This is a genomic window from Pseudoalteromonas sp. AWH4_217 (genome assembly GCF_056161105.1).
Genome location: NZ_JBSWYM010000016.1, coordinates 101,812 through 126,997, shown reverse-complemented (window position 1 = coordinate 126,997; position 25,186 = coordinate 101,812). Strand labels below are relative to the sequence as shown.

Annotated in this window: 35 protein-coding genes; all 35 read right to left on the bottom strand. The window is 52.1% G+C overall.

Going from position 1 to position 25,186, the window contains the following annotated elements; genetic code table 11:
• Nucleotides 1-3,823, bottom strand: a 3,823-nt coding sequence (locus ACXAH1_RS18890; protein ID WP_475198760.1) for a hypothetical protein, incomplete at its 3' end; no start/stop codon positions are given.
• 223 nt (nt 3,824-4,046) lie between these two features.
• Nucleotides 4,047-4,172, bottom strand: a complete 126-nt coding sequence (locus ACXAH1_RS18885) for a hypothetical protein (RefSeq protein ID WP_268836137.1) — start codon at nt 4,170-4,172, stop codon at nt 4,047-4,049.
• Nucleotides 4,173-4,177: 5 nt separating this feature from the next.
• Nucleotides 4,178-4,435, bottom strand: a complete 258-nt coding sequence (locus ACXAH1_RS18880; protein ID WP_010385143.1) for a phage tail assembly protein — start codon at nt 4,433-4,435, stop codon at nt 4,178-4,180.
• Between the two features lie 37 nt (nt 4,436-4,472).
• On the bottom strand, nt 4,473-4,982 hold the full coding sequence (locus tag ACXAH1_RS18875) for a phage major tail tube protein (protein ID WP_052713195.1): 510 nt from the start codon (nt 4,980-4,982) through the stop codon (nt 4,473-4,475).
• Entirely contained in the window at nt 4,982-6,343 is a 1,362-nt protein-coding gene (locus tag ACXAH1_RS18870; protein WP_475198757.1) for a phage tail sheath subtilisin-like domain-containing protein, read from the bottom strand. Before ACXAH1_RS18870 ends, ACXAH1_RS18875 begins: the two co-directional genes overlap by 1 nt.
• Before the next feature lie 117 nt (nt 6,344-6,460).
• Nucleotides 6,461-6,796: a GPW/gp25 family protein gene (locus tag ACXAH1_RS18865; protein ID WP_235413445.1), complete on the bottom strand. Its 336-nt coding sequence runs from the start codon at nt 6,794-6,796 to the stop codon at nt 6,461-6,463.
• A gap of 12 nt (nt 6,797-6,808) precedes the next feature.
• Nucleotides 6,809-7,120, bottom strand: coding sequence for a PAAR domain-containing protein (locus tag ACXAH1_RS18860; RefSeq protein WP_475198755.1), 312 nt, complete (start codon nt 7,118-7,120; stop codon nt 6,809-6,811).
• Nucleotides 7,121-7,135: 15 nt separating this feature from the next.
• The gene (locus ACXAH1_RS18855; RefSeq protein ID WP_475198753.1) at nt 7,136-8,017 is read right to left on the bottom strand and encodes a phage baseplate assembly protein V; all 882 of its coding nucleotides are present in this window, start codon (nt 8,015-8,017) and stop codon (nt 7,136-7,138) included.
• Nucleotides 8,014-8,595: a hypothetical protein gene (locus ACXAH1_RS18850; RefSeq protein WP_475198751.1), complete on the bottom strand. Its 582-nt coding sequence runs from the start codon at nt 8,593-8,595 to the stop codon at nt 8,014-8,016. The genes ACXAH1_RS18855 and ACXAH1_RS18850 overlap by 4 nt, the downstream gene beginning before the upstream one ends.
• 76 nt (nt 8,596-8,671) lie before the next feature.
• Nucleotides 8,672-8,917, bottom strand: a complete 246-nt coding sequence (locus ACXAH1_RS18845; protein WP_475198749.1) for a phage tail assembly chaperone — start codon at nt 8,915-8,917, stop codon at nt 8,672-8,674.
• A gap of 1 nt (nt 8,918) precedes the next feature.
• Nucleotides 8,919-9,683 carry a hypothetical protein gene (locus ACXAH1_RS18840; protein ID WP_475198747.1) on the bottom strand — a complete coding sequence of 255 codons (765 nt, stop codon included), beginning with the start codon at nt 9,681-9,683 and terminating at the stop codon, nt 8,919-8,921.
• A 237-nt stretch (nt 9,684-9,920) separates the two neighbouring features.
• Nucleotides 9,921-10,220, bottom strand: coding sequence for a hypothetical protein (locus ACXAH1_RS18835; protein ID WP_475198746.1), 300 nt, complete (start codon nt 10,218-10,220; stop codon nt 9,921-9,923).
• A 21-nt stretch (nt 10,221-10,241) separates the two neighbouring features.
• Nucleotides 10,242-11,054 carry a hypothetical protein gene (locus ACXAH1_RS18830; RefSeq protein WP_475198743.1) on the bottom strand — a complete coding sequence of 271 codons (813 nt, stop codon included), beginning with the start codon at nt 11,052-11,054 and terminating at the stop codon, nt 10,242-10,244.
• A 24-nt stretch (nt 11,055-11,078) separates the two neighbouring features.
• Nucleotides 11,079-11,636, bottom strand: coding sequence for a phage tail protein (locus ACXAH1_RS18825; protein WP_475198742.1), 558 nt, complete (start codon nt 11,634-11,636; stop codon nt 11,079-11,081).
• Entirely contained in the window at nt 11,636-12,763 is a 1,128-nt protein-coding gene (locus tag ACXAH1_RS18820; protein WP_475198740.1) for a phage tail protein I, read from the bottom strand. The genes ACXAH1_RS18825 and ACXAH1_RS18820 overlap by 1 nt, the downstream gene beginning before the upstream one ends.
• Entirely contained in the window at nt 12,756-13,637 is an 882-nt protein-coding gene (locus ACXAH1_RS18815) for a baseplate assembly protein (protein WP_475198739.1), read from the bottom strand. Before ACXAH1_RS18815 ends, ACXAH1_RS18820 begins: the two co-directional genes overlap by 8 nt.
• A 357-nt stretch (nt 13,638-13,994) precedes the next feature.
• Nucleotides 13,995-14,363, bottom strand: coding sequence for a hypothetical protein (locus tag ACXAH1_RS18810; RefSeq protein ID WP_475198737.1), 369 nt, complete (start codon nt 14,361-14,363; stop codon nt 13,995-13,997).
• 10 nt (nt 14,364-14,373) lie between these two features.
• Nucleotides 14,374-15,099: a hypothetical protein gene (locus ACXAH1_RS18805; protein WP_475198735.1), complete on the bottom strand. Its 726-nt coding sequence runs from the start codon at nt 15,097-15,099 to the stop codon at nt 14,374-14,376.
• Between the two features lie 46 nt (nt 15,100-15,145).
• The gene (locus tag ACXAH1_RS18800; RefSeq protein WP_475198734.1) at nt 15,146-15,463 is read right to left on the bottom strand and encodes a tail fiber assembly protein; all 318 of its coding nucleotides are present in this window, start codon (nt 15,461-15,463) and stop codon (nt 15,146-15,148) included.
• Nucleotides 15,464-15,475: 12 nt separating this feature from the next.
• Nucleotides 15,476-16,279, bottom strand: coding sequence for a hypothetical protein (locus ACXAH1_RS18795; protein WP_475198732.1), 804 nt, complete (start codon nt 16,277-16,279; stop codon nt 15,476-15,478).
• Between the two features lies 1 nt (nt 16,280).
• On the bottom strand, nt 16,281-16,835 hold the full coding sequence (locus ACXAH1_RS18790) for a phage tail-collar fiber domain-containing protein (RefSeq protein WP_475198730.1): 555 nt from the start codon (nt 16,833-16,835) through the stop codon (nt 16,281-16,283).
• A 7-nt stretch (nt 16,836-16,842) separates the two neighbouring features.
• Nucleotides 16,843-17,565 carry a phage tail protein I gene (locus tag ACXAH1_RS18785; protein ID WP_475198728.1) on the bottom strand — a complete coding sequence of 241 codons (723 nt, stop codon included), beginning with the start codon at nt 17,563-17,565 and terminating at the stop codon, nt 16,843-16,845.
• The gene (locus ACXAH1_RS18780) at nt 17,558-18,541 is read right to left on the bottom strand and encodes a baseplate assembly protein (RefSeq protein ID WP_475198726.1); all 984 of its coding nucleotides are present in this window, start codon (nt 18,539-18,541) and stop codon (nt 17,558-17,560) included. The genes ACXAH1_RS18785 and ACXAH1_RS18780 overlap by 8 nt, the downstream gene beginning before the upstream one ends.
• Before the next feature lie 68 nt (nt 18,542-18,609).
• A complete protein-coding gene (locus ACXAH1_RS18775; protein WP_475198725.1) occupies nt 18,610-18,972 on the bottom strand; it encodes a hypothetical protein in 363 nt (120 codons plus the stop codon).
• Nucleotides 18,962-19,564, bottom strand: a complete 603-nt coding sequence (locus ACXAH1_RS18770) for a hypothetical protein (protein ID WP_475198723.1) — start codon at nt 19,562-19,564, stop codon at nt 18,962-18,964. Before ACXAH1_RS18770 ends, ACXAH1_RS18775 begins: the two co-directional genes overlap by 11 nt.
• A 100-nt stretch (nt 19,565-19,664) precedes the next feature.
• Entirely contained in the window at nt 19,665-20,123 is a 459-nt protein-coding gene (locus tag ACXAH1_RS18765) for a hypothetical protein (protein WP_475198722.1), read from the bottom strand.
• Between the two features lie 9 nt (nt 20,124-20,132).
• The gene (locus tag ACXAH1_RS18760; protein ID WP_475198720.1) at nt 20,133-20,948 is read right to left on the bottom strand and encodes a hypothetical protein; all 816 of its coding nucleotides are present in this window, start codon (nt 20,946-20,948) and stop codon (nt 20,133-20,135) included.
• Between the two features lie 42 nt (nt 20,949-20,990).
• Entirely contained in the window at nt 20,991-21,269 is a 279-nt protein-coding gene (locus tag ACXAH1_RS18755) for a hypothetical protein (protein ID WP_475198718.1), read from the bottom strand.
• 33 nt (nt 21,270-21,302) lie between these two features.
• Nucleotides 21,303-21,857: a phage tail-collar fiber domain-containing protein gene (locus ACXAH1_RS18750; RefSeq protein ID WP_475198717.1), complete on the bottom strand. Its 555-nt coding sequence runs from the start codon at nt 21,855-21,857 to the stop codon at nt 21,303-21,305.
• 14 nt (nt 21,858-21,871) lie between these two features.
• Nucleotides 21,872-22,882, bottom strand: coding sequence for a phage tail protein I (locus tag ACXAH1_RS18745; RefSeq protein ID WP_475198716.1), 1,011 nt, complete (start codon nt 22,880-22,882; stop codon nt 21,872-21,874).
• 9 nt (nt 22,883-22,891) lie between these two features.
• Nucleotides 22,892-23,713 (bottom strand): baseplate assembly protein, encoded by an 822-nt coding sequence (locus ACXAH1_RS18740; protein WP_475198715.1) that lies wholly within the window; start codon nt 23,711-23,713, stop codon nt 22,892-22,894.
• 132 nt (nt 23,714-23,845) lie between these two features.
• Nucleotides 23,846-24,091: a hypothetical protein gene (locus ACXAH1_RS18735; protein ID WP_046005597.1), complete on the bottom strand. Its 246-nt coding sequence runs from the start codon at nt 24,089-24,091 to the stop codon at nt 23,846-23,848.
• A gap of 39 nt (nt 24,092-24,130) precedes the next feature.
• Nucleotides 24,131-24,550: a glycoside hydrolase family protein gene (locus ACXAH1_RS18730; RefSeq protein ID WP_209051263.1), complete on the bottom strand. Its 420-nt coding sequence runs from the start codon at nt 24,548-24,550 to the stop codon at nt 24,131-24,133.
• Between the two features lie 9 nt (nt 24,551-24,559).
• Nucleotides 24,560-24,922, bottom strand: a complete 363-nt coding sequence (locus tag ACXAH1_RS18725; protein ID WP_125720081.1) for a hypothetical protein — start codon at nt 24,920-24,922, stop codon at nt 24,560-24,562.
• A complete protein-coding gene (locus ACXAH1_RS18720) occupies nt 24,897-25,172 on the bottom strand; it encodes a helix-turn-helix domain-containing protein (RefSeq protein ID WP_046005594.1) in 276 nt (91 codons plus the stop codon). Before ACXAH1_RS18720 ends, ACXAH1_RS18725 begins: the two co-directional genes overlap by 26 nt.
• Nucleotides 25,173-25,186 lie beyond the last annotated feature (14 nt).

Below are 25,186 nucleotides of genomic sequence, written 5' to 3'. Positions count from 1 at the left end.
TCACCGGACCAAGCGGCCCCGCAAGACCCTGAAGCAGCGCATTGCTGCCAATTTCGCTCAGCGAGCCACCCGGCGTTTTGCCTGCCAGTTCCGCCTCTGTCGATGCCGGCTGAGTGGCCGACTTGTCCTCACCAAAGCGCTTGGATGTCAGCGACATCACCGGACCAAGGGGTCCAGCTAGACCCTGTAGCAGCGCATTGCTGCCAATCTCGCTCAGCGAGCCACCTGGCGTGTTGCCAGCCAGCTCCGCCTCTGTCGATGCAGGCTGAGTGGCCGACTTGCCCTCACCAAAAAACTTGGATGTCAGCGACATCACCGGACCAAGCGGCCCCGCAAGACCCTGAAGCAGCGCATTGCTGCCAATTTCGTTCAGCGAGACTACAGGCGTTTTGCCTGCCAGTTCCGCCTCTGTCGCTACTGGCTGAGTGGTCGACTTGCCCTCACCAAAGCGCTTGGATGTCGGCGACATCACCGGACCAAGCGGCCCCGCAAGACCCTGAAGCAGCACATTGCTGCCTGCCTGCTTGGCCAAATCTCCCAGCTTGATGTCTGATTGCTCGGGCGTTACAGGCTCAGGATGAAGCTCGGAAGTCGCAATTGCCGCTTCCTCAACTTCTTCAGAGACCATATCTGTACTTAGCTCAGGTTCGGGGTCATCCTCAAACCAGCCACCGAGCTTGTCTCCTAACCAGCCACCAACAGACTCTCCACCCATGGCGCCCAGCGCCCCGCCGATCAGGCCACCAACGGCCGTTCCAATACCCGGAATGACGGAGCCCAACGCGGCGCCTGCAGCAGCTCCGGCCCAGGCTCCCCCGGCACCACCCACCGCAGTGCCTAGCTGTTGGGTTTTCTGCTGCGCGGTCAAGGTATCGTCAGACAGTGTCGTCGCGACATCAACTGCGCCCATGACTGCACTCAAAGGCGCAGCCATCTTGCCAAATAGTTTGGCCCCGGGCAGACGACTCAGAAAGCCACCTTTTTTCCCTGCAAACTGACCAAGCTTGGCGTTTTTAGGGCTGTTGCCCGTCATTTTTTGTGGACTCTGACTGCCTTTATCGAGCTGACGCATGACATTGCCAAGCTTACTCTGCTTGGGTTTAGGCTTGGGCTTTGGTTGAGATTTGCCGGGTTTAGCACGCGTCTTGCCTGGTCGCGCTGATGCGTCCTTGCGTGTGTTACCTTTCCCTTTCGCGCCTTTCCCTTTGCCTTTAGCGCCCTTACCTTTGCCCTTTTTGCCTTTATTGCGGCCTTTACTTGGCTTTTTCTTGCTCTTCTTGTCTTTTTTCTTCTTATCCTGGTCTTTTTGTTCGTCGTCCTGCTCGGCTTCATCAAGCAAGTCATACTCATCAAATTCTTCGTAAGTCGCACCCTCAGAGTCAGCATATTCCGAGTCTGCTACCACATCGCTCTGATCTGACTCACCCTGAGCGTCACCTTCCTGCGCCCCCTGTTCGCTGCTGTCGCCAAACAAGCCAGAATCACTGAGCCACTGAGACGCCGCATCTCCTAAAGAGGACAAGTCGCCTTGCAAAAGGCCGGGTACATCCAGTTGCTTAAACACCGCTTCGTGTTGCTGCATAAATGCGGCAGCATCACTCATACCCAGTGCGCTAAACACATCCGGTGCAATGTCAACCAAAGAGGACAGATCACCGTCCATTACCCCTTTAATATCGAGCTGTTCAAAAATGCCTGAGTGTTGCTGTAATAAAGAGGCGGCATCTTTCATACCAAAGGCATTGAGCAGCTCCGGGCCGGCCTGTGCCAAAGAAGACAAGTCGCCGCTCATCAGACCGTCCAGGTCAAACTTTTGCAGCGCCGGTAACGCGGACTGCATGACGGTCCCGACATCGCCCAGGTCAAGTACCTCGAACAACTCAGGTGCCACATCAAGCAAACTGCTGAGATCGCCCTTCATCATGGCCGAGGCGTCAAGTTTGCCCAGCACTGGCATGGCTTTTTCCATCACCTGTGCAGCCCCTGGCATGTTCAGGGACTTAAACAACTCAGGTGCCGCCTTCCCCAGCGATGTCAGGTCGCCATTCATCAGGCCTTTAACATCCAGCTGTTGTACCACAGAGGCATGTTGCTGCAATAAATTTGCCGCATCGCCCATGCCCAATCCATGGAGTAATTCTGGGCCGGCTTCGACCAGCGAAGACAGATCACCGGCCAGTAAGCCGTCAACATCAAACTTCTGTAAAGCGGGCAAAGCTGCACCTATCAGCTGCCCGGCATCACCCAGTTGCAGCGCGTCAGCCAGCTCAGGCGCGGCACTCATGAGGCTCGACAAGTCACCCTGTGCAATGCCCTTCATGTCCAGTTTCGTCAGGCCAGGGATCGCCGCCTGGAATTTATCAGCGACCTCATCCAGCTCAAAGGCACGCATCACCTCTGGCGTCGCATGCAACAAGCTGCTGAGATCGCCCTCCATCAGGGCCGCCGGGTCCAGCTTGGCAAACACCGGCATGGCTTTTTGCATTGCCTGCGCTGCGCCTGGCATGTTCAGCGCCTCAAAGACCTCCGGCACTACCTCACTTAACGAAGACAAGTCGCCATTCATCAGGCCCTTCACATCCAGTTTCTGGATAAGCCCCGAATGTTGCTCAAAAAGTGTGGCCACCTCGTTCATACCAAAGGCATTGAACAGCTCAGGCGCGGTTTCAACCAAGGAGTTTAAATCCCCACTCAATACGCCTTGTGCATCAATTTTCTGTAGCGCAGGCAGGATATTGGCCATGCTGCGGGATGCACCTGGCATATCCAGGGCGGCAAAGACCTGTGGTGCCTGATCCAACAATGAACTTAGATCGCCACTGACAATCCCAGCCATATCCAGCTGTTTGAGCGCGGGAAGTGCCCGGGTTACGGCCCCTGAGGCACCATCCAGACCCAGCTCAGTCAACACACCAGGCGTGACTTCCAGCAAAGATTGCAGATCGCCCTGCAACACACCAGCCAGGTCCAGTTGCGCCATCGCCGGCAATTCAGCCGCGAGTGTTTTTTGCAATCCGGGTATATCTGCAACATCCAGCAACACCGGCAATGCGGCCTGGATTGCCTGCAGATCGCCCGCCAACATACCGCCCAGGTCTAGCTGTTGCAGCGCCGGCAGGGTCGCTTTAAATTGCGCGACCACAGTGGGCAGGCCAGATGCCTCAACCAGCTGCGGGGCCAGTGCCGTTAACTGCCCAAGCTCGGCAGATGCCCCCGTTGCAGGTGCAACCGAAACCGTGTTTTGCTGCGCACTAAGCGGACCTGCAACGGATGCTGACGGAGCAGCCGCTGCGCCATTGACTTCAAGATGTGTGGCCTGTTGCGGTGCACTCGATTGCGGTGCAGCAAATTGCGCAGCAGTCGCTATTGGCTGTGGTACTGAAGCTGCCTCATGGGCGCTATTGACCACAACAGCCGGCGACAAATCCAGACTGGTAATCGCCAACGTCAGCTTATCTATGGCCTGCACTAACTGATCTGAGTGCTCAAAGACCTCGCTGTGTTCCGCCTCAAGCGTATCTGGGGTCGCCCCGGCATCTGCTGCCTGCTCTTTCGCAGCCGGCTTAAAAAATTGCCTAAGCTGGGCTTGTAAATTGGCTTCGTTTGGGTCCAGCAGCGCCATGGCATTGAGTTGCGACATGGCATTCAACAGCTGGTTGACGGATTGGGTACTGGCGTGACTGTGTGCTTTTAACTCTTTAAGCGCATCACCCAGTTTGGCCAGTCGCTTCGCTGTACTCCCGCTGTGTGGGAGGCGATATTTAACTTTGTTTTCGGCCCCGGCGGGGGAACGAAGATGGTCGACAGATCCCTGTTGCTTCATAATATTACCTGAGAATGACTAGAAAAATGGCACGCACGCCAAGACAAAAATGACAGACACGGCAGCCGCCTCAGGCGCACAGCATGAGGATTTCGGTCCGTATCGGGATGAAGAAATTTTGGAAAGCGAAAAGGTGCTTTATAGGTAAGCGCTCTGATATGGAGCACTTACCTATAAAGGCTGACGGGAGTGAATTGCCCGTCAGCCCTAACCCGCCCACGAGTCAGGAGGGAGTGGTTGCGCGTTTGTAGTCAACCGCTGCCTCAAACCAGTCGATTAACTCGTCTTCGGTTAACGCGTTAAGCTCAGCCAGGCCCCAACCTGTGTATTTGGCCAGGGCCACGACCATGGCTCTTAAGCGCCTGGGCGGGATACGAGAAAAGCCTGTAAGGTTTCTCTGAGCTTCACAAAGTCGCTCCAGTCAAGCTCTTCGATGATATCCGGCGAGACTTCACACAAATTGGAGAAGTAACGAATTTCACTTTCCGACTCGCTGATATCTGCCTTATCCACCATTAACCGGTCACGTACTTTAGGTCGTCTCATTGTTAGTTCGGCATACTCATGCCCATCAACCGTGATTGGAAATGCCAGGGTAATGATTTCTTTCATGCTTTTGCTCCTATTTATTGTTATTGCGAGTTAGTGCTTAAGCGCCAATGGCGTTACGTAGCAGTTCCATGTGGTCTTTGCCGTTGATCTTACGCACATCGTTGTATAGGTCGATTTCGTAGATGGTGTCCGGACCAATCTGAAGCTTGTACTTTTGTACCGCATATTGCAGCGTCAGCTTGGCTTCTTCACCGTCTTTCCAGTTACCCATGTCGACTTCTTTGAAAAAGCCTTCCAAAGTAACCACGACCGGTACCGGCGAGTCGCCCTGTGCCTGAATCGCACCGCGCGCTGTCAGTGGCGTCGTTGCACTACTCCAGTCGCCCAGTAGCTTCATCATGTCGGCGTTGTACTCAAGCAAAGTCACCGTGCCTTCGAGTTTTTCCAGTTGGCCCACATCCAGCTCGATTGGCGCCTGGAAGCCAGAAGTCACTTCACGGGTTTTCACGGTTACTTTTGGTAACGTTAGCTCGTCCGCAATGCCCAGGTAGCCTTTACCATCTACGAACAGTTTGAATTTTTTAAGGATTTTAGGAGACATTGCCATTATACGATTTCCTCTAGGTAGTTGTTTGTCATGATGCTCTTGAAGGTGATGTGCTCAGCAGGAGTAGGTGGTGTAAAGTCAAAGCTAAAGAACACTTTACCGGCCTGAATATTTTCCGGCGTGTTTTGCTCTTCATCTGCCCAGATCTCACCGCCCAGAATTGCGCCCTGCGCCTTCAGGTTGTCCAGGTATGACTGAACACTTTGCGTCACATCTTCGATGTAAGTTTTGGTGATATTGCGGTCAACGGCCCACATATGAGCGCGTTGCAGTGAATCGTTGATCATGTCTGCGGTACGCACCACTGACAGGAATGCCCATTTAGGGTCGCTTGAACACGTGCGGTTACCCCACAGCTTAAAGCCATTTTGACGAATGATGGTCGCCACATCTTTGCTGTTTAGCTGGTTTGCACTGGCAAGCGGGTCGCCCAGCTGGAAGTCAACCGGACGAGCAGTACCGGCAATGCCATTGATAGCGGTGTTACTCGGGCTCCACCAGAAACCGCGGTCATTGTCAGATTTGGCAATCAAACCTGCAACACGGGCACTGGCCGGCTCAGCCTGAAGCTTGTCGCCTTTTAGTACATTTACCTGAGGGTCAACCAGGAACAGACGGCGAGAGCCAAACTCATTACGGTATTCCGCCGCTTTCTGGTCGCTATCATTTGGACCATCCGCGATGACCACGGCACGTAAGCGCTCTGCAACCGCAATAAGCTCGTCTGCTACAGCTTTTTGATGACTGAAGCCAGGTGCTACCAGAATACGCGGTGTCACGCCTAATACAGACTCTGAGCCCAGGAATGCCTCAATCGCCTTTGGCTGAGTGTCGCTGCCAACCATGGCGCTAGTCGCAGCACTGTCATCTGCGCCTTCAACACGGATAACCACAACCGCAGCACCGGCCTGGTCAAAAATGCCATCAATGGCGCGCAGCAGGCTGCCTTTTTTCGCATCATCAATGTCTGTGACAGCGTTACGCGCTTGCTCTTCGACCTTGTCCTGAATAGCGGTTTTTTCTTCCGCAGACAGCACATAGTCAGCATCTTTGCCATTTGCCGTCTTAAACGCTTCAACAGCCGCCAGATACTCGGCACTGGTTTCTAGTCTTGCATCGTCACCAGCCTTGGTTTTTGCCTCATTCAACAACGTCTGATAGGCAGCGCCTTTGGTATCAACCAACTTCATGGCATCTGCGCGCTTACCTGCGATCAATACCGGTGTATTGGCCGGAAACGCAGTAATATCAGCAAGGGGTGCTGTACCAATGACTCCAATTACAGAGCTTTTAACGGTTTTAACTGGGCGAGTACCAGACTGCGCCTCGATTACTTCTACACCGTGTAGAAATTCAGACATAGTTATCTCCTTTAAAGGTATGTCAATTAGCTAATAAAAAAGCCACAGGGTTGCGGATGGCTCCGCCCTTACCTGTGGCTTAAGTTGATAATAATTAAAATGAAAATGGTTAAAAAATTAGAACTGGATCCCTTCTATGGTCACCGGTTGTCCGCTAATGAGGTATAACCCCTCAATGGTAATAGACAACTTGCCATTACCTGCCGGGTGCACCGCCACGCCTTCAAGGCGAAACCTGGGCTCCCACAATTCCAGCGCATTGGATATCACCATAGTGATGTCGCCCACCAGCGAATGCGAAAATGGGCGGTCGACCAGCTCATACAGACCGCAGCCGTAGTTGCGGCGCATGACCCGACTGCCCAAAGGGGTAGTCACGATATCGCGAATACTTTGTCTGAGATGCGCCAACCCGCTCAGCGGCTTGCCTGTTTGTGCATCCATCCCCGCCATGCTTATTACTCCTTATGAATTAATATCCAGCTTGCTGTCTCCCCCAGTAAGCAATGCACCGCAGGAGGTTTTATCATCGACACGCGCAACGGGGATCCCCCCGAGCGAAAACAGTGCGCTGCCCGAGGTGACTTTACCGGGAGGATGAATCGTTTGTTTACTTTTGTCCGAGTGTGGCATAACCTCGTCACCGACCAGAATTACGGGCTTACCATTGACGGTGAACTTACGGTTTGGGTCCTTAATAACCACCGCGCCGGGGTCAAAACTGGCATCATGCGCTGCACCACCGGCTTTATCTCCCTTAATGCTGACATCTGCCATCCTTACCTCCTGTTATTAACTGGCCTTAATCTTGCCGCCTTTAAGCAACAGGTCGGCACCGCCCGCGTCAACTTCTAAGGCACCACCCGTGGATTTCACGGATACCGTATTGCCCTCAAGGGTTAATGCGCCCTGGCTGGCCTTGACCGTCAGTGCGCCTTGCTGCGCCAATACGTTCAGGCCGCTCTGTAAGGCTTCGATATTCAGCTCACCTTGAGCAGCTTTAATATTCAGTTCACCTTGTTCAGCGTTGATATTCAGCGTGCTTTGCTTGGCAGTCAGGTTAAGTTCATTGCCCGCACTCAGCGCAGCATTGTTGTCAACGGTAATATTCGCATCTCGCGTTACATTCACCAGGGCATCGCGGTCGCACTGGATATGCGCATCATTTTCGCAGTGAAGCCGAATATCTCTGGCAGAATGAATGTGGATCTGAGCCTCTTCATTGCCATCACGATTCGGTACATACAAATGATAGATATGACGCTCGGTGTCATACTCCACTAAAGCGCCGTCCTGATAACGGGTGCGATGTACATGCTCTCGGCTACTGGCCGCGGGGTAGCTTTCTCCTTCACCCGCACCCAATACATGATCGGGTTTATGATGATCGGCGGCAGCACTGTAAACACTGCCCAGCACCACGCCCTGCGCGGTGTCACCGCAAGGTGCCAGCACCACAACCTGTTCGCCTATCTCAGGCGCTCGCCAGCTCATATTGTGCGCGGCCATATCGGCCAGCCAGGGCAGCTTTGCCGTGATCCAGTCACCAATTTTGACTTTGACACGGGCAGTCTCATAATCGACTTCGTACACCGTACCCAGCGTGATCAGCTTGCTTAAACGATGCTGTAAATCAGAGACCGCCAGTTCAGATTGCATGGGGTCGGGTCTCATACTACCTCCGCGCTTGATGCGTCACTGCTGTAAATCAACTTGTGCTCATAGCCCTTTTGTCCCAGATACACTTCAGTGATGGCGGTACCTGGTAGTTCTGGGTATTCCACCTGATAATAGAAGGCCCAGTTCACCTGCAGCCGGGCCTTAATGGCTTCACCTTGCTGAGTAAAGTCAAACGTCGTTTGCTCGGCAATAAAATGTTGCCAGTGGGTGGGCACGTCGTCCGCCAGCATCGCGGCTTCGCCTACGCTGAGTACCTCATCCAGCCTTTCCAGCAGCCTGGCTTTATCGCCATCGAGCAACTCAATATCGAGCTGCACACTCAGCACCCGCCTGTCAAGCAGGTTCGGGCTGAGGTTTTTGTTGTACGCCGGTCCATAGCTGACACCTTTGTCGGTGCCTTTACTTTGCAGCTCGCTGGCCTGACGCTCCTGTGTCGGCGTTACCGTCAGTTGTGCGTGCTGGGTCAGGTCCGGGGCCACCTGGCTCGGGATTAGATAGTCCACCTGAGCCACCTGTGCCAGGGACGCTGTCAGGCGCTCAAGCACCTGGGTGATTAAGGTCGTTCGTTGCATAGACTTGCTCTTAGATTAAAAAGACTCGAAGACAATCAGTGAGTCAAGGCGGGCGACGTGCCCGAAGGGGACGATATTACAGCTCAGGCCTGACCGGCCACACGACTTCGTTCGGTGAGTTATATGCCTGCGGTAAATCTCTCAATGCCTGGCGGTAGTGCTTCAGCTCATCAGGTATCGCACCTTCTGTTTCCTGATACTTCAGTACTAACCAATCCGTTGAACGCAAATACGCATCGCGCATTGCTCTGATTGAGTGCCACTGGCTTTGCTCTTGCAGCATTTGAATAGACATTTGAGATTCATTTGTAAAATTTTCCATATTACACCTCCCAACTAGGTTTATTGTGGCTGATACGCTCTGCACAAGGCCTGCCACGAGATGAAGTATACTCACAGCTGATGCTAACGGCTCTGGCTGCCCCACAGTGAAATCTCGGGTCAACTTTCAGCGTCAATCTTGCAATACCCGAGTCATCTCCCTGGCCAATAGCCCTAAAAAATACAGGGATCGATGTCCCTGTAAGAGCTTTGTCCAACGGTATTTCACTTTCCGGGTTGTCAGGCTCAGAGATAAACAAACTCAAATGGCCATCCTTTGATACATTTTTGACTTCCATTACGCCTGATACGCAATCCTGGAATGAAGAGCCGGTGATAACAAAATGCTCATTGTACGAAGCGAACATCCCCCGGTGAGTGATCATAATTTCGCATTTAAAATAATCTCCTGTGGCGCCAAAGCCACCACCGTTTTGTGCATCAAACTCAAGTAAATTAATGTAGAACGGGTCAAGGGGGGCCGCACAGTATGGGAAGTCTCGATCAGGCCCATCAGCCGCTGCGGTATATCCACCATTGCTCAGCATGGTTGCAAAGTGGAAACGTTTGATGTTCCCTTGTTTGTGCACATACAAGCCATTCAGAAGCTCTGTGTAACCACTCTTCCAGTCATCAAACTCTGCTTTTGCCTGCTGTAAACTGGTGTTGATATTATTACTTTGCTCAGCCACCGTCTGGCACAGTGCATTGGCCCGCGCGGCCACATCGCTGAGTCGCTCAGTCGTGGTTTTATTGTCCGTTGACATAATGTCTCCTGTGAGCCTTGCCAGGGTGTGGCAGGCTTAGAATCGGCAACCCTGTGCCGCTGTATAATTCAGGTAATAAAAAGGCGTGCATGACGCCCAAGGGAAGAATCCGAAGTCTTGAGTTAACTTTCTCAAGCTTAGGTGTATCTTACTGATTTCTCTGAGGTAAAACCGGTCAATTCTGACCGGGTCAGAGAAAAAAGAACAAGGCACGTGTTCGTGTGTCTGCACTCGGGCTTATTCCTCAGAGACCGGTGCCTGAGGTAAAGGAAAGCGCGCTTTAATTTCGGTCACTTTATCGAGCCAAACTTGTTTGGCCGCCTCTGTCTGGTCGAATTGCCATTCCATATAGAGTGGGTCCGACTCACGCAGGTAAGAAAGTCGGCGATATTCCAGCGCTTCTTCGTGCTCAAAACGAAAAGTCAGCGCCTCAAACGGCACATCTATCTCATTCAGTGACAGAAAATGGCGGATCTGGGCCTCATTCATCAGCTCACCCAAAGTCGCCAGTACAGTATCGTTGTGGATTAATTGCATGTGTTGATCCTTGCTTACATATTAGGCCGGAGGAGTTTCGAGGTTACTAAGCCGCGTATTTAAACCATCAATATCGCTGGGTCTTGCGAACTCTGCAAATCGGCCCCAGGCGTTGGCTTCCAGGTTTGCGTAACCTGATACCGTACCAAATAAACAGATCAACGCTTCCCCGGTGAGTGAACTTAGCAATAATTTGGCATGGGGCGCTCTAAAGGCACCTCCCTGGTGATTGGCTTTTTGACGACATGCCAATAATTGCCAACCATCTCCAAATTGAGTGACAGGCTGCATTTCGCCACCCACACTGCCGGATATGACCTTCAAATAACACCCTGTGGTCAATGCCCCCTGATGATATCCATTAGAAAAGTTATCATCGAGCCGCGCCGTCTTTTCGGGGTCTCGGGTCCACTTGATCCTTAAAATATGAAATGGACCGTTTACATAGCCATTGTAAACATTGCTGCGGAAGTTTTGTGCAACACCCGCGTCGGTATGCTCAGTATCATTGGTGCCGGGATTTGCATAGATGGTTGCCTCTTTGGTTACTTCAAAAGAGGTTAAACCTATGGTATTAAAGCCTTTTATTGCACCACTACCCAACAACTCCATTTGCTGGTTGCGGCTCAGCAAAGTATGAGACTGCTCGGCGCGTGCACCGGCTATATAATTTTGAATATCCTGATGCGCCTGCTGTTTTGCGGCGTCCATCTCTGCTTTTTTGGCATTCACCGTAGCATTGATATTACCCGCATGATCTTCCACACTCTGGCACAGAGCATTGGCGCGCACAGCAACCTGAGTCAGTAATTCAGTGGTATTGTCTGTTGACATAATAAATCCTTAAAAAACACTGTGTTACGCCTGTTCCAGCGCCACTAAGCGCCATTCTTGTTTGATCTGACGGTGCATAGTATCTAGCTGCACCAGAGTCAGCTCGGCCAGTTCGTTGTCGAGGATCAGGTTGAGGTTATCGACACCGAGTTTGACCTCAACACTGTCGGAGGGCAGCTGGGTCAGGCTTAGGGTGAGCCACTGCAACACTTTGACGTCCGGCGTACGATACCCAAGCGTGGTGTTAGGTTTAGAATACACGCCCAGTAAAATGAGTTTGGGCTGACCGCTTGCCAGCTTTTCGCCGGAATCCAGAAACACGCCAATTTCACCAATGGCGTATTCCAGCGGCGCCTCAAATTTGGCGGCCACTTTCAGGCTGCTGCTTTCACCGTCGGCGTAATCCGAATCGGCAATTTCCACCAGCTCTTTTTGTGAGCGCAGCGTGGTTTGATTTTTAGATGGGGTGTAGCTTGCATCGCCAAAGGCCATGTGGCTGATTTGCCCTTTAAAGCCTCTGGCGCGCGCCGACAACAGCGCATCCAGCCCCACCTGAGTAAATTGCAAGGTTAATGCTGACATTACGTCACTCCTTGGAAATGAAAAGATTGAATATTCAGCGCATCTAACCCTGAATACAACGCCAGTGCGCCGGCCATAGAGTCGGGCATCACGCCCAGACTTTCGGCTTCCAGGCTGGCGGTATTTAAGGACTGCAGCTGTGCATGCGCTGCCATTGTCCCCTCGCTCGGATCCGGAGTGATCCCCTCGCCCTCTGTATGCCAGCGCTGACAATTAACTAAGTGCCCCGCTGCGGCTGTAGCCACAGCTCCCAGTGTCGAGTCTGGCGTCACCCCCAAACCCGTGGCTTTATGGTCGATCAGATTAAGCGGCGATTGTGCAGCTCCAAAAGGGGCCACGGATTCGCTCAGTGCGATACCCAGTTGCAAATCCACATGAATAGCACCGCGCTTAACGGCATTGATCACCCGGCGGATTTTTTTCAGCATTTGGGGAGTCAGCAGTCCTTGCTGATTGTCGTCCAAATTCTGATTCACCAGTGCCCACACTTTAATCGTCCCGGGCGGCATGATCTCATCTAAAGGGGTGTCCGCTCCTTCGGACTGCCACCATTCCTTGATCTCAGTAGCAATGTTTAAACTGTCGAGTGCTTTTTGCAGCGCGTAAGGGGTGCCCTTGTACTGGTGCACCGCAAAGGCATCACGGATCACCTGGCGTTTTAGTGTTTCTGACCAGGTTTCATCCCACTCATCCACCGACATAGCCCATGCCAGCCAGGGTAGCAAAGGCGCAGGACAGAGCATGGGATCCCAAAGCGCGCGAAGCAGCAAACGGATATCCTGTAAAATACAGGCATCCTGCAGCGCCCGGCGCTGTGCTTGTTCATCCAGGTAGTCAAGCCAGTTGGGGATATTGAGTGCCAGGGCAAGCTCAGCAAGCTTAGCCGCCGGGCAAATCGCCTTATCCCATAGCAAGGTCAGTAACAGACTGATATCCGCACTAATAAAAGCACTGTCGGTCGTGCTATTTAACCGCCATTGCGTGGCAAGGCGCTGGCGCTGCGCCTGGCTCCTGTTGCTGATATCCAGCATTTCGAGCAATAGTGCGCGTACCCGATCAGGTCTGACTATCTCATCCGCAACCGCCCGGCTCAGCGCCGATGCATTGGTTGGCAATAATTCATTCATCTTTGACCACCACAGTCACTTGCGTATGCTCACACCAGGCCGATTGAGTCTGTGTGACGGACACATTGTTGACGGGAGACAGCAAGTTCACTTCGTCTACTCCTTCACGATGCAGCGCCGCGAATAAGCCAGCGCGGGTCACTTTTTTCCCCAGTGCCCTGCGACTTGTCAGGTAGACTTGCAATGCATCTTCGGCCGCCTGACGGATAGCTTCGGCAGACGGCCCCGGTAACACAATCAGCTGGGCGTTAACCGTAAAGGACACAATTTGTGCGCCATGCACAGTTACTCTGTCTCCGAGTGGTCTCACTTGCGAGGCACCCTGGTGCTCCCATCCCTGGGCAGCAAAATGTTTACCCACCTTGTCGAGCAAAGCCTGCGACGGTGTACCGTCCCCTTCGTTGCTCAAAATGGTCAGTGCGATCTCACACGGCGCCGGACTGTGCACCGTCACATCCCGAATGGCCGGGTCGAGCGACAAAGTATGAAAGGTATAGGCCGATGCGCTGCCCGCAGTATTTAACCCGTCGAAGGCCAGCTGAATACGCTGGCGAAACCGGGTATCACTTTCACCCTCGCTGCGCAGCAGGTTATAGCGAGATGCAATGACATCCAGGTCCGCACCACTGGCGGTTGACAGCATCACACCCCGCACCGCCTCATTTGTCTGCTGAGTGTTTAACACCTGCTGATAGGCCAGCGTTTGTAATAAGGCCGTCAGCGGGTCGCTTTCAAGCTTAAGGGCATCGGCATACTGAGGGTGAGACACCAAAAAACGCTGTTTGATTTCACTAAACTGCTGCTCGAAATCCACATCCTGCAGCAGGTCCGGTAAAGGCACCCGAGACAGGTCTGGTGTTGCAAATTGGCTCATCTCATCCTCGGTCTTTACAAAAAGGAATAAAAAAACCCGATTTGGTCCTACATCAGTGCAGTACCGCATCGGGTTTGTCACGGGAAGTCTGTTATCTCTGTTAGCTTTCTCAAGCTTAGGTGTATCTTACTGATTTTCTGTGATTAAAAACGGTCAACTTTGACCGGTTTAAATGCCACAGAGTCATCCACTGTGAACCAGGCATAAAAAAACCACCAGTCGAAATACGAGCCGGTGGTTTTTAACTTGCGGATGCTTTACTTACAAAGTTACCGTTTAACTGGTTGCTTGACTTAACTTTCTCAAGCTTAGGTGTATCTTACTGATTTTCTGGGCAGAAAACCGGTCAAAACTGACCTATTTCGGGGTATCTTGCAAAATATTACTAATACCCTGAGCACGCTGCTGGATCTCCTGCAGCACCACATCCGTGCCTTTGCCCTGATATGGAAATTGTAGCTCACCCGCCGTGACTTTATCACTGATGGCTCCCAGCAGTTGAGCACTGTTTTGTGCTGCTGGTTTAAGGTCCTCAAGCGACTGTGCACTGGAAATCGCTTTAACCAGGTTGGCAAACTCAACCAGTAACAGGTGTGCCGTATCTGATGTGGTGCCCAGCAAGGACTCATTATCAGCTACTTGCAATACGATTTGGCCACGCTTGACCTGCTTTTCCAAGCCTGAAAACATAATTTGATGTTCTTCTGGGGTTGGGAATTGCTCCATAACACTCTTCCTATAATCTGATATTGGGATAGTTGACGACGCGGTCAACAGCAAAGGTTGCATTGCCACCAAACTGGTTAATATTCTGTGGTTGTTTATCACTTGATACTCGCGTACTTGTACGGTTTATGAAGCGCACAAACAGCCTGGTATATGGGTGCAGGCCCGCTATGCCCAGGCAGGGAATTGTCTGCATTTTGGCATTACTATTCCATCCACCAACGGTGTGAACAACCGTACCCAGACGCTCTAGCTCTGCATTGATCTGCTCGCTGGATGCTTGATAATTGACTAACACAAACTGCATATACGTGCAGCTCCAGTCGTTCGTATACGGTGTACTCTCTGAGTATCCGGGTTCAAAGCTGTAGCCATTTTTCAGGTGTACCTTAGTATGTGCGCCAATGCCTGGGTATTGATAGAAACCAATGTCCGACACCGGAACCAGTTTCCATTTAGACATATGAGGCTGAGCGGGATCGGCTTCAATTTCCATTGATTCTTTCGAATGTGTGACCCCGTCGTAATAATTGAAACGCACATCAGAGTGACTGGCAGCCAGGTCAGCAATCGCCTGTTCCATTCTCGCTTCTGCGCTGGCGACCGTGGCGTTAATCGCGCCCATTTTTGCCGTCACTTCGCCGGTGAGGGTATTATTGGCCGCCACCAGTTCGCCATTGGCTTGTTGTAATGCCGCTATCCTTTGGTCAAGCGACAGTGAATTAGAAGTGCTCATTAACTTCTCTCCTTGTTTTTTCTTAGGCCTGTGCAATTAAAAACCGTTAGGCTGGCCGTTGTGGCCATGTCACCTGCTCTGGCGTTTCAAATATTTCCGGCAGGTTGCGCAATGCCTGGCGATAAGTTGCCCAGAGCTGTTGCTGCTCATTACTAAGTGGACTGTCCGTAACCTGAGTAAAGTCACTGTCAGCCAGTAAATTATCTCGCTGTTGACGAACCTCACACCAAGTCGTACAGACCCGCCTGACCTCATCGGGGTTGACCGGCCCTTCCATTGCAGATCTAGCGATATCTACTGCCTGCAGCTGCGATACCATGCCGCCATGCAGCGCCACCAGGCGCTCATTCACATAAATTTTCATTCGCGGTTCTCCTTACACTGAGATGTCTTCGCCATGGGCAGACGCAATATGCGGGAAATAGCCCCATTTAGGATTATTGCGGTCTAATGGTGCAACCCCCGCCACGGCGCCATACCAGGCAAACAAGACTTCACCACTGGGTGTACTGGCATAAGGGTGGGAGTGGACATAGTCTCCAGGCGCTCCCCCAGAGTGATGGCCACACAAACCCCACTCATTCGTGATCCCACTAAATCCGCTCCCATATACTTGACCGGAAATGAGTTTAGCGTAGCAAGCGACCGTTATGTTATTCGAAGCGTGTATCTTCTGATAAAACAGGTGATTTGCTCTGGTTTCCTCACCTTCTTGCCAGCGCATTCTGATAATTCTGATCGGGGCAGGCTTAATATAAATGCGTTGAGCCATACCCATTGCAGTCAGGATCTCCTTCGCTTCATCATCTATCGCATTGTCGCCATCCCAGATAACATCCGTATCAATGGTCCGGTACTCTTCAAACGTAATATTCAGATCAGGATTAAAACTGTAATCAGCCAGTTTGCCATCTGTCGTCAGGTGACCAAACTGGTTTTTGGTCAGGCGAATAAAGGGCATTTCCTGGCGCGCATCCGACACATAGTTATTGACCGTATTGTGCGCCTGCGCCAGCTTACTGGTCATTTCGGCTCTGGCTTCGTTCAGTGCGGTATTAATTTCGCCCATTTTGCCAGTGACCGTTGCCGTCAGAGCGTTGTTGGCACTCACGAGTTCACTGTTGGTTTGTTGCAGCTCAGAGATCCGCTGCTCCATAGATTTGTTGTCTGTACCGCTCATTTTAAACTCCCAGTTTCAATAAACGATCGTTGAATTGAATTTGTCGGTGGTTTGACTGTACCTGTGCAATCGCCATATTGGTTTGCGCCTGGGTCATCGCCAAGAATTCTGGTGCATAGAAGAGATTCAGATCACCGCTGGTATTTACGGTTAAATGCTCATAAGGCACCGCCGTGACTGTCAGATCAAAGCCCTGCACCACCCGGGCAACCGGCGTTTGATAAAACAAGACGTTTTCAGGGTGAGACCAGATTGCAAACAGAGTTTTGCGTTCATCGTCGGAGTGGTCGTTGAGATAAAAGCCCACTTCACGAACGGCATATTCCTTATCGTCAGTAAATACGCCAGACAGATGAAACTGGCCGTCGCCAACCACCCGGCCATCGGTGACAGGCACATTGTTACGTTCATTTTGCAGACGGGTCTGGGTGCGGGTCGGTACATAGCCTTTGTCGCCCACTCCGATGCGCCCAACCTCAAGCTGAATACCATGGGTCTGGGCATTCACGGCGGCATTGATCCCCGCCTGGGTAATAATGGGTGTATAAATACTCATAGGTCGCCTAAACGGTTGTCATCATGACCTGTTGCAACTGTGTAATCGCCATCCCGTCGGCCACCCACACCCCGCTGTTCAGTTGCATGTACGCAGTCTGACGAAAGCAAGGGGTCGATACCGAAAGAGACTGACCAGCCGCTGACAGGTGTGTTGATGAAGGTGAAAAAGAAAAATCGTAGTGCTCAGACCATTGCCCCGTCTGAGCGCTCAGTGAGTTTGCGCCCGCAGCCAGGCTCAGTGTGCTTTGTTGCCTCACTCCAACACTAAACCGGATCTGACTACGACAAGGTTTAGTCGCAGCCACGTTTTGCCACAGCTGAGCCTGAAGTTTTGGTGTAAGTAAGGTGCTGCCTTGCGGGTCCAGGTTGTCATGGGCCAGCGCCAGCAACTCGGCACTGTGAGGCACACCGCCAGTTTGCCACCACTCGTGTAGCTCAACACTGACATTTAGACTGCTGAGTGACTGCTTGATGGCCCCGACCGTACCTTTGATCCTGTGATTTGGCACACTGTCCGCGATGACCTGACGCTGAACTTGTTCAGGCCAGCGGCTATCCCAGGTATCCACGCTCAGGCCGTCGGCCAGCCAGGGCAGAAAATGTGCCGGGCACTGCCAGGGATCCCACAAGGTGGCAAGCGGCACCGGGACCTGCTCGATGCGTGCTGCCACACTATCCAGGGTCTGCTCCAGTGTTGTTGCCTGATTAGGTAGCAAGGACTCAGACATGCTCGCCTCCAATGCCGACCTCAATCGCTGAACAATAAGCCGCTTCATCCTGGCCAACGGTGATATCCCACTGGGGTTCCAGCAACTCGACCCGCTGCACGCCCTCGCGATGCAACACTGCATACAAGGCAGACAGAGAAATATCATGGCCAAGCTGACGGTGTTCATCCAGCCATTGCGCAGTCACTTCTTTAGCTTGCTGCATAATGGCATCACCATCCATACCCGGATACAGATACAAACGTGCGTCAATGGTGAAGGGCTTGATTGTTGCAGGCTTCACCCGCACCCGGTCAGTTAACGGGCGGATCTCATCCTGATTGAGATAGGCCTGAACTGTGTTCAGTAAAGCGGTCGATGCCAGCCCGGATCTTTCGCTGCTAAGAATAGTCACGGCAACATCGCCGGGCATAGGGTCAACCAGCCCGGCGTTATACCGGCAATTCAGCACAAACGCTTCTGTCGAGTCAGCTATATCGGCTCGTTCAAACTCTGGGGCTGACACATAAACATCCCGCACCAGTGGCGATGCCTTCATTGCATGAAACACATAGGCGCCGGGAGGACCGGCGGTACTGAACCCCTCCAGTGCCAGACGAATTCGCTCACGGTAACGTTCATCCGCTTCGTAACTCGGCGGTACAGCCGGTGTCGCAGTGACATCGCTCGGCGAAATCACCACGCGCTCAACACCAAAGCGCGCGCCGAGATAGTCCAGCTCAGCGCTGCTGGCTTTGGCCAGCAACACCGACTCTGCCGCCTCGTTAATGCGCTGGCGCAGTAACATCTCACGATAGGCAAAGGCTTCTATCAGCTTAACAGCCGGGTCGCTGGCATAATCCAGCATCGCCTCACCATAGCGCTGCTTAAAATCCACCAGTATGGCAGATTTAATGTCGTCGAAGCTTAAAGGTTCAATTAACGACGGGGTTGGCAATCGTGCCAGGTCGAAGGCACTAAAGTTGGTCAGAGACATAGCTGCTCCGATAAAATAGATGAAAACAAGCAGGGTAAAAGGAAAGAAAACGCTAAAATGCAGGCAACTTACAGCAGCTCGCTAACACCGTTGGCGCGCTCAATCACCTCTTGTTTCACGGTATCCAGCCCTTTGACCTGATAAGGAAAACGTAGCTCGTTGTTGTCAACTTTGGATTCGATATCACCAATGGCTTGTTTCATAGATACAACCGACGCGTTAACCTCGTCCATATCCCGGGCTGCTGACAGTTTATTGACAAAGCCACTTAGTTCATACAGTAAAACATGGGCAATATCGGTAGCCGTGCCGGTCAGTGAGGCACTATCCGCAACGTAATAGTTAATTTTATTGCGCAAGGTATTCTTTGCCTGCTCTACTCCATCATGATCCACCAGCTGTGGCTTTTCAGTTATATTTTCATTCAGCATCATGTCCTCCTTGTACTTGCTCAGCATCAGACTCAATCACTTCAATATCACCCGCTTTGAGCAACCGGCCGTTACCCACTCTCATTGCGTCAACACTGAAGGTTAAGAAATGTTTGTGTGTAAATGACAAACGACAATAAACATGGTCATCACTACCGACATACAAAGTTGGTAAGTGGCTTCCTATTGCTTGCTTTTTTATTAACTCGCCAATGCGCGCGTAGGAATAGCCAACAAAGGTTGCATCCACAACCTTGCCTTCATGGTAAGCATAACCGCGCACTTTGAGGTGAAACATCTCATCATGTGTTTTAACGTTCAGCGGCAAACGCAAATGCACTTTCGTAGGTCCTGCGCCACTTGTAAAGAAATGCGCTATGCCCATTGACAAAGTGCCTAAGCCACCGTCACCGATGACCGTTAAATCATCCAGCGAGCTATCCACTCGGGCCTTTTGCTGTGCTACAAAGTTATTCACTTCCGTCATTTTGCTGCTGACGGTGTTATTAATACTCTCAATTTGATTATCTACTGTGCTGGCCAGCGCTTCAGACGCTTCAACCAGGCTGGCAATATCATGTTCTAATGCCATCGTTCTCTCCGATAGGGTTTGATTTTTAATCAATACGTTTAAAAAAGGGATACCTGGAAATCAGGTACTCAGGTTTGAAGCCCTGAAGGTGGAAAGGTGATTAGTCACTAAGCAGGTTGTTAACACCGTTGGCGCGTTCCAGTATCTCTTGCTTAACCGACGCCAGACCTTTGGTTTGATACGGGAAGGTCAGCTCACCCGTTGCCACCTGGCCTTCAATATCACCAATGGCAGTTTGGATATCCTTCGCCGAGTTGATAACGTCCTCCAGCGAACTTGCCGCAACCAGTTTATTCACAAACCCACTGAGTTCGTTGAGTAACAGATGAGTGGTGTCCGACGTTGTGCCAAGCAAAGACTGGGTATCGGCTACTTGCTTTTCCAGCTCGCTGCGGATCTGAAGACGGTCTTTCAATTGCTGTTCTGAGTCGCTTAGCTCAATTGCATACTCGCTGTGCTGACCGTAGTTTTCTTCCACAAACTGCGCAACCACAGCCGGTGGTGTAAAGGGGTCAAAGAATTGCTCTACGACCTGATTATTCACGATAAGTTGTGCCATGTTTCACTCCTAGGGTAAAGTTGGGGTTGGTTGATGCTCATAGGCAGACACTGTACTGTCTCCCAGATAAGGGAACTGGCCCCAGGCCGTTGAAATTGGCACCTTGCCAGTAACCACCGCAGGCAGTGCGACCTGGATCACCGTTGTTTCAGACAGGTCAAGGTGTGTACCATTGACATAAGGGTGACAATGTGTGTAAAAGTTACGATTACTATGGCCTATACCATCACCGCATACCTTAGCTGGCGCATTTGCTTCTAAGCCAGTACACCAGTATCCGGTTGGCACTACACCACGAATGTGCTTTACAATGGCCGCACAGGTCAGGTAAGTGGGGCGGCGCGCATACTGATACATCATGTATGACGAGACTTTAACCGTCTCTCCGTCCGTATTGGTCACGTTGCGGTAAGGCAGAAACTCCATTTCCCAGATATTAAAGTTTTTGGCAAAATGCTTGGCATCTGAGCCAATTGCGCGTAAGAATTCGCGCGCGAGAGCGCTTCTGTCTTCTGGATCAACGCCGGTTTCGACTGTCTCAACCAGCCTGGCTTGCTTTAAAAACCCCGCACCCCAGTCTTTGGGAAATGAACCGTCTTCGTTGGGAAGCAACACCTGGTTTTTAGTTACCCGAAAATGCGACTGAGATTCCATATATTGACTCAGCTGCGTATCTACCTTTGCCAGATGCTGATCCGTTTTGCTTTTTGAAGTACTGATCGCGGCATTCAAGGCGCTATCAATACTCTGAATTTTATTATCGACCGTACTGGTCAGCGTCTCAGAGGCTGCAACCAGATTGGCAATATCCTGTTCTAATGCCATAGTTTTCTCCGTTTAAAATTGGAATTAAAAAGTTAAGTAAAATTAAGTTCTTGGGAACTGCGCCTTAACCGCATTGCGAGCACCGAGCCAGCGCTCACGGGCTTTGCCGGCTTGTGGGCTGTGCTCGCCGTATTCTGCGCAGGCAGCCAGAAACTGAAAAGCCAGGCCATCGCTGTGTTGCTGATATCCCTGTATCCGGGCGGCATCCACCTGTGCCTGATGCTGCAGCGCTTTGGCCTGTTTGAGCAGTTTCATTGCCTCCTCGGCCAGCTGTTGAGCGCGCTGCGGCGCATTTTTTGCGAACGGGTTATGTTCTGTCATTGTCTTGCTTCCTTTGGTGTACTGAACGGATGCTTACAGCACCCCGTTGTCCATCAGTGCAAATTTCAGTTTAAGATGGCGGTTCATGTTGCCAATTTGCGCTGCGCCCATCTTGGCCAGCTCCGGGGCCACCAAAATGTTGAACTCTACACCCTGATCGATCACAGTGATCGAGTCGGCAGGCACCCCAGTCAGGGTTAAATCGAACGCCAGCAATAGCTCAATATCATTGGATTTATAGGCAATGGGTTCATTGGAAGAGTACACAGCAAACAACACATACTGGATCTCCCCATTCACTTCCTCTTCGGTGTAAAAGCCAATTTCGTTGACGAAAAACCCGTCTCCCTCAACCTGCTCGGCATCACGCACGGTCAGATGAAGCTGTTTGTCATCAGCCAGGGTTTTGGCACTGGCCAGGTCCAGCCTGTACTTTTCATCCTGCAAGCGGGTGATCCCTTCATGTGGCTGGTAGCTGCCGCTGCCCAGGCCGACCTTACTGATTTTGGCCTTAAAGCCACCTTGTTGCGCCCTGAAAAGCGCCGATAAGCCCGCCGAGGTGATCACGGGCTGTAACAAAATACTCATTAGTCCTAACTCCTTTATGCAGGTGCGCCAAGCGTGCCATAGCAACGCACAGCACTCACCCGACGGCGGCTGATGTGCAGCAACGGCGCAGCGCAACTGGTACTATTAATAAAATGATCGGGAATACGCTGATCCGTAAGTCCCCTGAAACGAACCACCTGAAGCGGCTTGCGGGTAATGCTCAGTGTCTGACCCAGCGCACCGCGCCAGTGACAGCGGCGCACTTTGGCGCTCTCGATAACCTGTCTGAGCACCTGATAACGCGTGCGCGATAAATTGGCGGCCATAGGCAACTCACCATGTGCGCCACGGTGGCGCGCTTTGTCCACCTCAGCATGATGCCTGAGCACCTGATAGCGGCTGCGCGACAGATTGGCCGCCACAGACAAACCTGCCTGGCTGTCTCGATGTTTGGCTTTGTCGCCAATACAGGGCTCCACCGCCGCATACATCCGCTTGTGTGTGATCGGGTGAACGATTGCGCCTGCCGCCGCACCACTGGCCATTTTCATCCCAACCAGAAAATCAAAATGGGCCTTTTGCGGCTTGGTTTGGTTAGTCACCCGGTAAATGGCGTCGTACAGCGCCTGGTCCAGCTTGATAGCCCGGCTTGTGTAAGGCAGCGCATTGGCCCACGCAATAAATACAAAGGTATGCGGCTCCTTGCTTAGGTAAGGAGCCAGATAGACATCATCGGTATCCTCAAACCACTCGAAAAATTCCAGCTCCAGACCGAGTGAGGACAGTGCCCGCTTAACCGAGCCCACCGTTCCTTTGTGTTTGTGAATTGGCACAGAGCGGGCGATCAACGCCCGCTTGGTCTCACTCGGCCAGCTTTCATCCCACTCATCGACCGACAGTGCCCAGGCCAGCCAGGGCAACAAAGGTTCCGGGCAGGTCTGTGGATCCCACAGTTTGGCTATCTGCTCTGGCACAACCCCACGCTCGGTGCACTGTGTTACTTCGCTCAAGCCACGTTCCAGTGCGCTTGCGCCTGGCGGCAGTAATTCTGGTGTCGCAGTCATTCCCCCCTCCTATAAAAATGACAGTTGCAGTGACAAACTCATAGCCTGTGTTGCCTCAGGCGTTATGTCATCCGACGGCGACAACAGCTTGATTTTGCGCACCCCACCCTGGTGTAACATATCGATAATGGCCGAATGCGGGATCTCTTTGCCCAGACGGGTATGTGAGTGGTTGAAATCGTCCATAGCCGTATCAATTGCCAGCCTGACCTGAGTCTCATTCACACCCGAATTGAGGTAAATATGTGCGTCAACCACCACACTGGTTGGTCGTGTAACCGTTACCTGCACCTGATCTGTCAGTGGCCGAACATCTTCATGGTTCAGGTGTGCAGACACCGCCGCCTGCACCGCCGCCTGATCTGCCCCCAGATCCGTGAGCACCGTGACCTCCACCACACCCGGCGTATGTGAGGCCACATGCACATCCCGCACTCGCGGGTCAGCCGACATCGCCTGAAACTGATAAGCCCCATTGGTGCCAGCCATGCTGTGGCTTTCTAATGACAGTGGAATGCGGGCGCGGTAACGTTCATCGCTCTCCCCTTGTGAGCGGGCAACACCAAACAGGGCACCCAGGTGATCCAGGTTGCTTCCTGCTGCAAAGGCCAGCATCACTGCCTGGGCAGCGTCGTTGACTCTTTGCCTTAACAGTAATTCCCGATAAGCGGCAACCTCCAGCACTTTAACTGCCGGATCAGACGCCAATAGCGTGTGTTCAGGCAGGCGTTCGGTGATAGCGCTTATGAGCGCTTGGCGGATTTCGTCGTAATTCAGTGTTTCTATCACCGCCGGGGGGGCCAGGCGTGATAGATCAATCGCGGTATTCATAGATCAATTCCTCAGGCAAAATCGTCCCGCCCGGACAATATTGTTCAGGTCAATTCAGTCATTTAAAGGACGAGGCAGAATGCTTCGGCGGTGCAACCTGATGCAGATGTGCTGCATCGACTGTGCCTTCAGCTAGCCGTTATTGCGTTTTGCACTCAACAGGGCGTCGAGTTTTTTATCGATAGAATCCAGACGCTTTTCGATGCGCTTCTGGTCCTCTTTGCGGATCTGCTTTAGATGTGCCAGCTCCTGTGAGTTTGTGGTGATCCGTTTATCCAGATCGTTTAGATATAAAATGCCCGACACCACTAGTGCAATGGTGGTCAGGATATGAGCCAGATTCAGCTCCTTTTTCATTTGCCATTGATCGGCTTGCATGGTTTGGCCACCTCCTCATTCATAGTTACCCCCAGCAATTTAGGACTGCCACTGGCCACTGAGCATTTGCTGAGCCAGCTCCTGCGCCCGCTCAGGCACCTGGCGAGCCCAGCGGCTGTCCAGCATTTCCAGTGCCGCACGTTCAAAGTCGCCACTTTGCACAGCTTCCAGCATCTTTTTGAAGCCCAGCAACCCCTGCATCCCCAAATTAAACGCCATATTGGTCAGTACGGCCTGCCTGGCCTCGTTGCAGTGCACAATATCTATGCGGCGTCGCACGCCGGCCTGTGCATTGGCCACATCCTGTGCCAGCAACTGTTCCGCTTCTTCCTCAGCAATGCCATTCTGTTCCAGGTTTCTGCCATAGCCGATAGTCAGCTTGCCCGCTGTGCAGTAATAGGGGAAACGGCGAAACCCTTCATGCTTTTTTAACTGTTCAACCGTGTTCATAATGGTCATATTCGCTCCTTATGGATGACATAAACTCTGGAGCAGGCTTCTTTCTGCTTTCACCAGCCAAAACTCCATCGACCGCTTGGAGTCAAACCCCAGTGTTTTGGCAACCAGGGCAATATCCCCCTCGACCAGGTATTTGCCCCGCAGCGCCCGAATACACTCAGGTCGCAGCCTGGCTATACATTGTGTCAGCGTTTCAATTTCTTCAGGCACCGTCATCATGTCACTGCTAATATAGCCTGCGCCAGAATCCCCTATCCGCTCAGTCACAGCCTGACGGCTAAACCCTTTGCCCAGCTCTTTGGCACGCCAGAATCGACCCCAGCGTTTTAAGGCGGTGCGCAGCTGCTTAATGGTTGGTTGTGTCATCATCATTGATCTTTCCTATTACTTCTAAAATATCGAGCGAGTAAACATCTTCCACCAGACCGACTACATCGTTCCATCTGGGGCTGTACTCTTTGTTTTCCCAACGCCTTAATGTACGCTCCTCAACACCATAGTGCGCAGCCGATTCGGCCTGCGTATAACCTCGAAGACGCCGGGCAAAGCGAAGAATATCGGCACCCAAAGGCGTTTTTCGTTGCGGCGTAAGCCGCGACTGTGCGTGCATAAATTGCTTCATCGTTTTCCTTATAC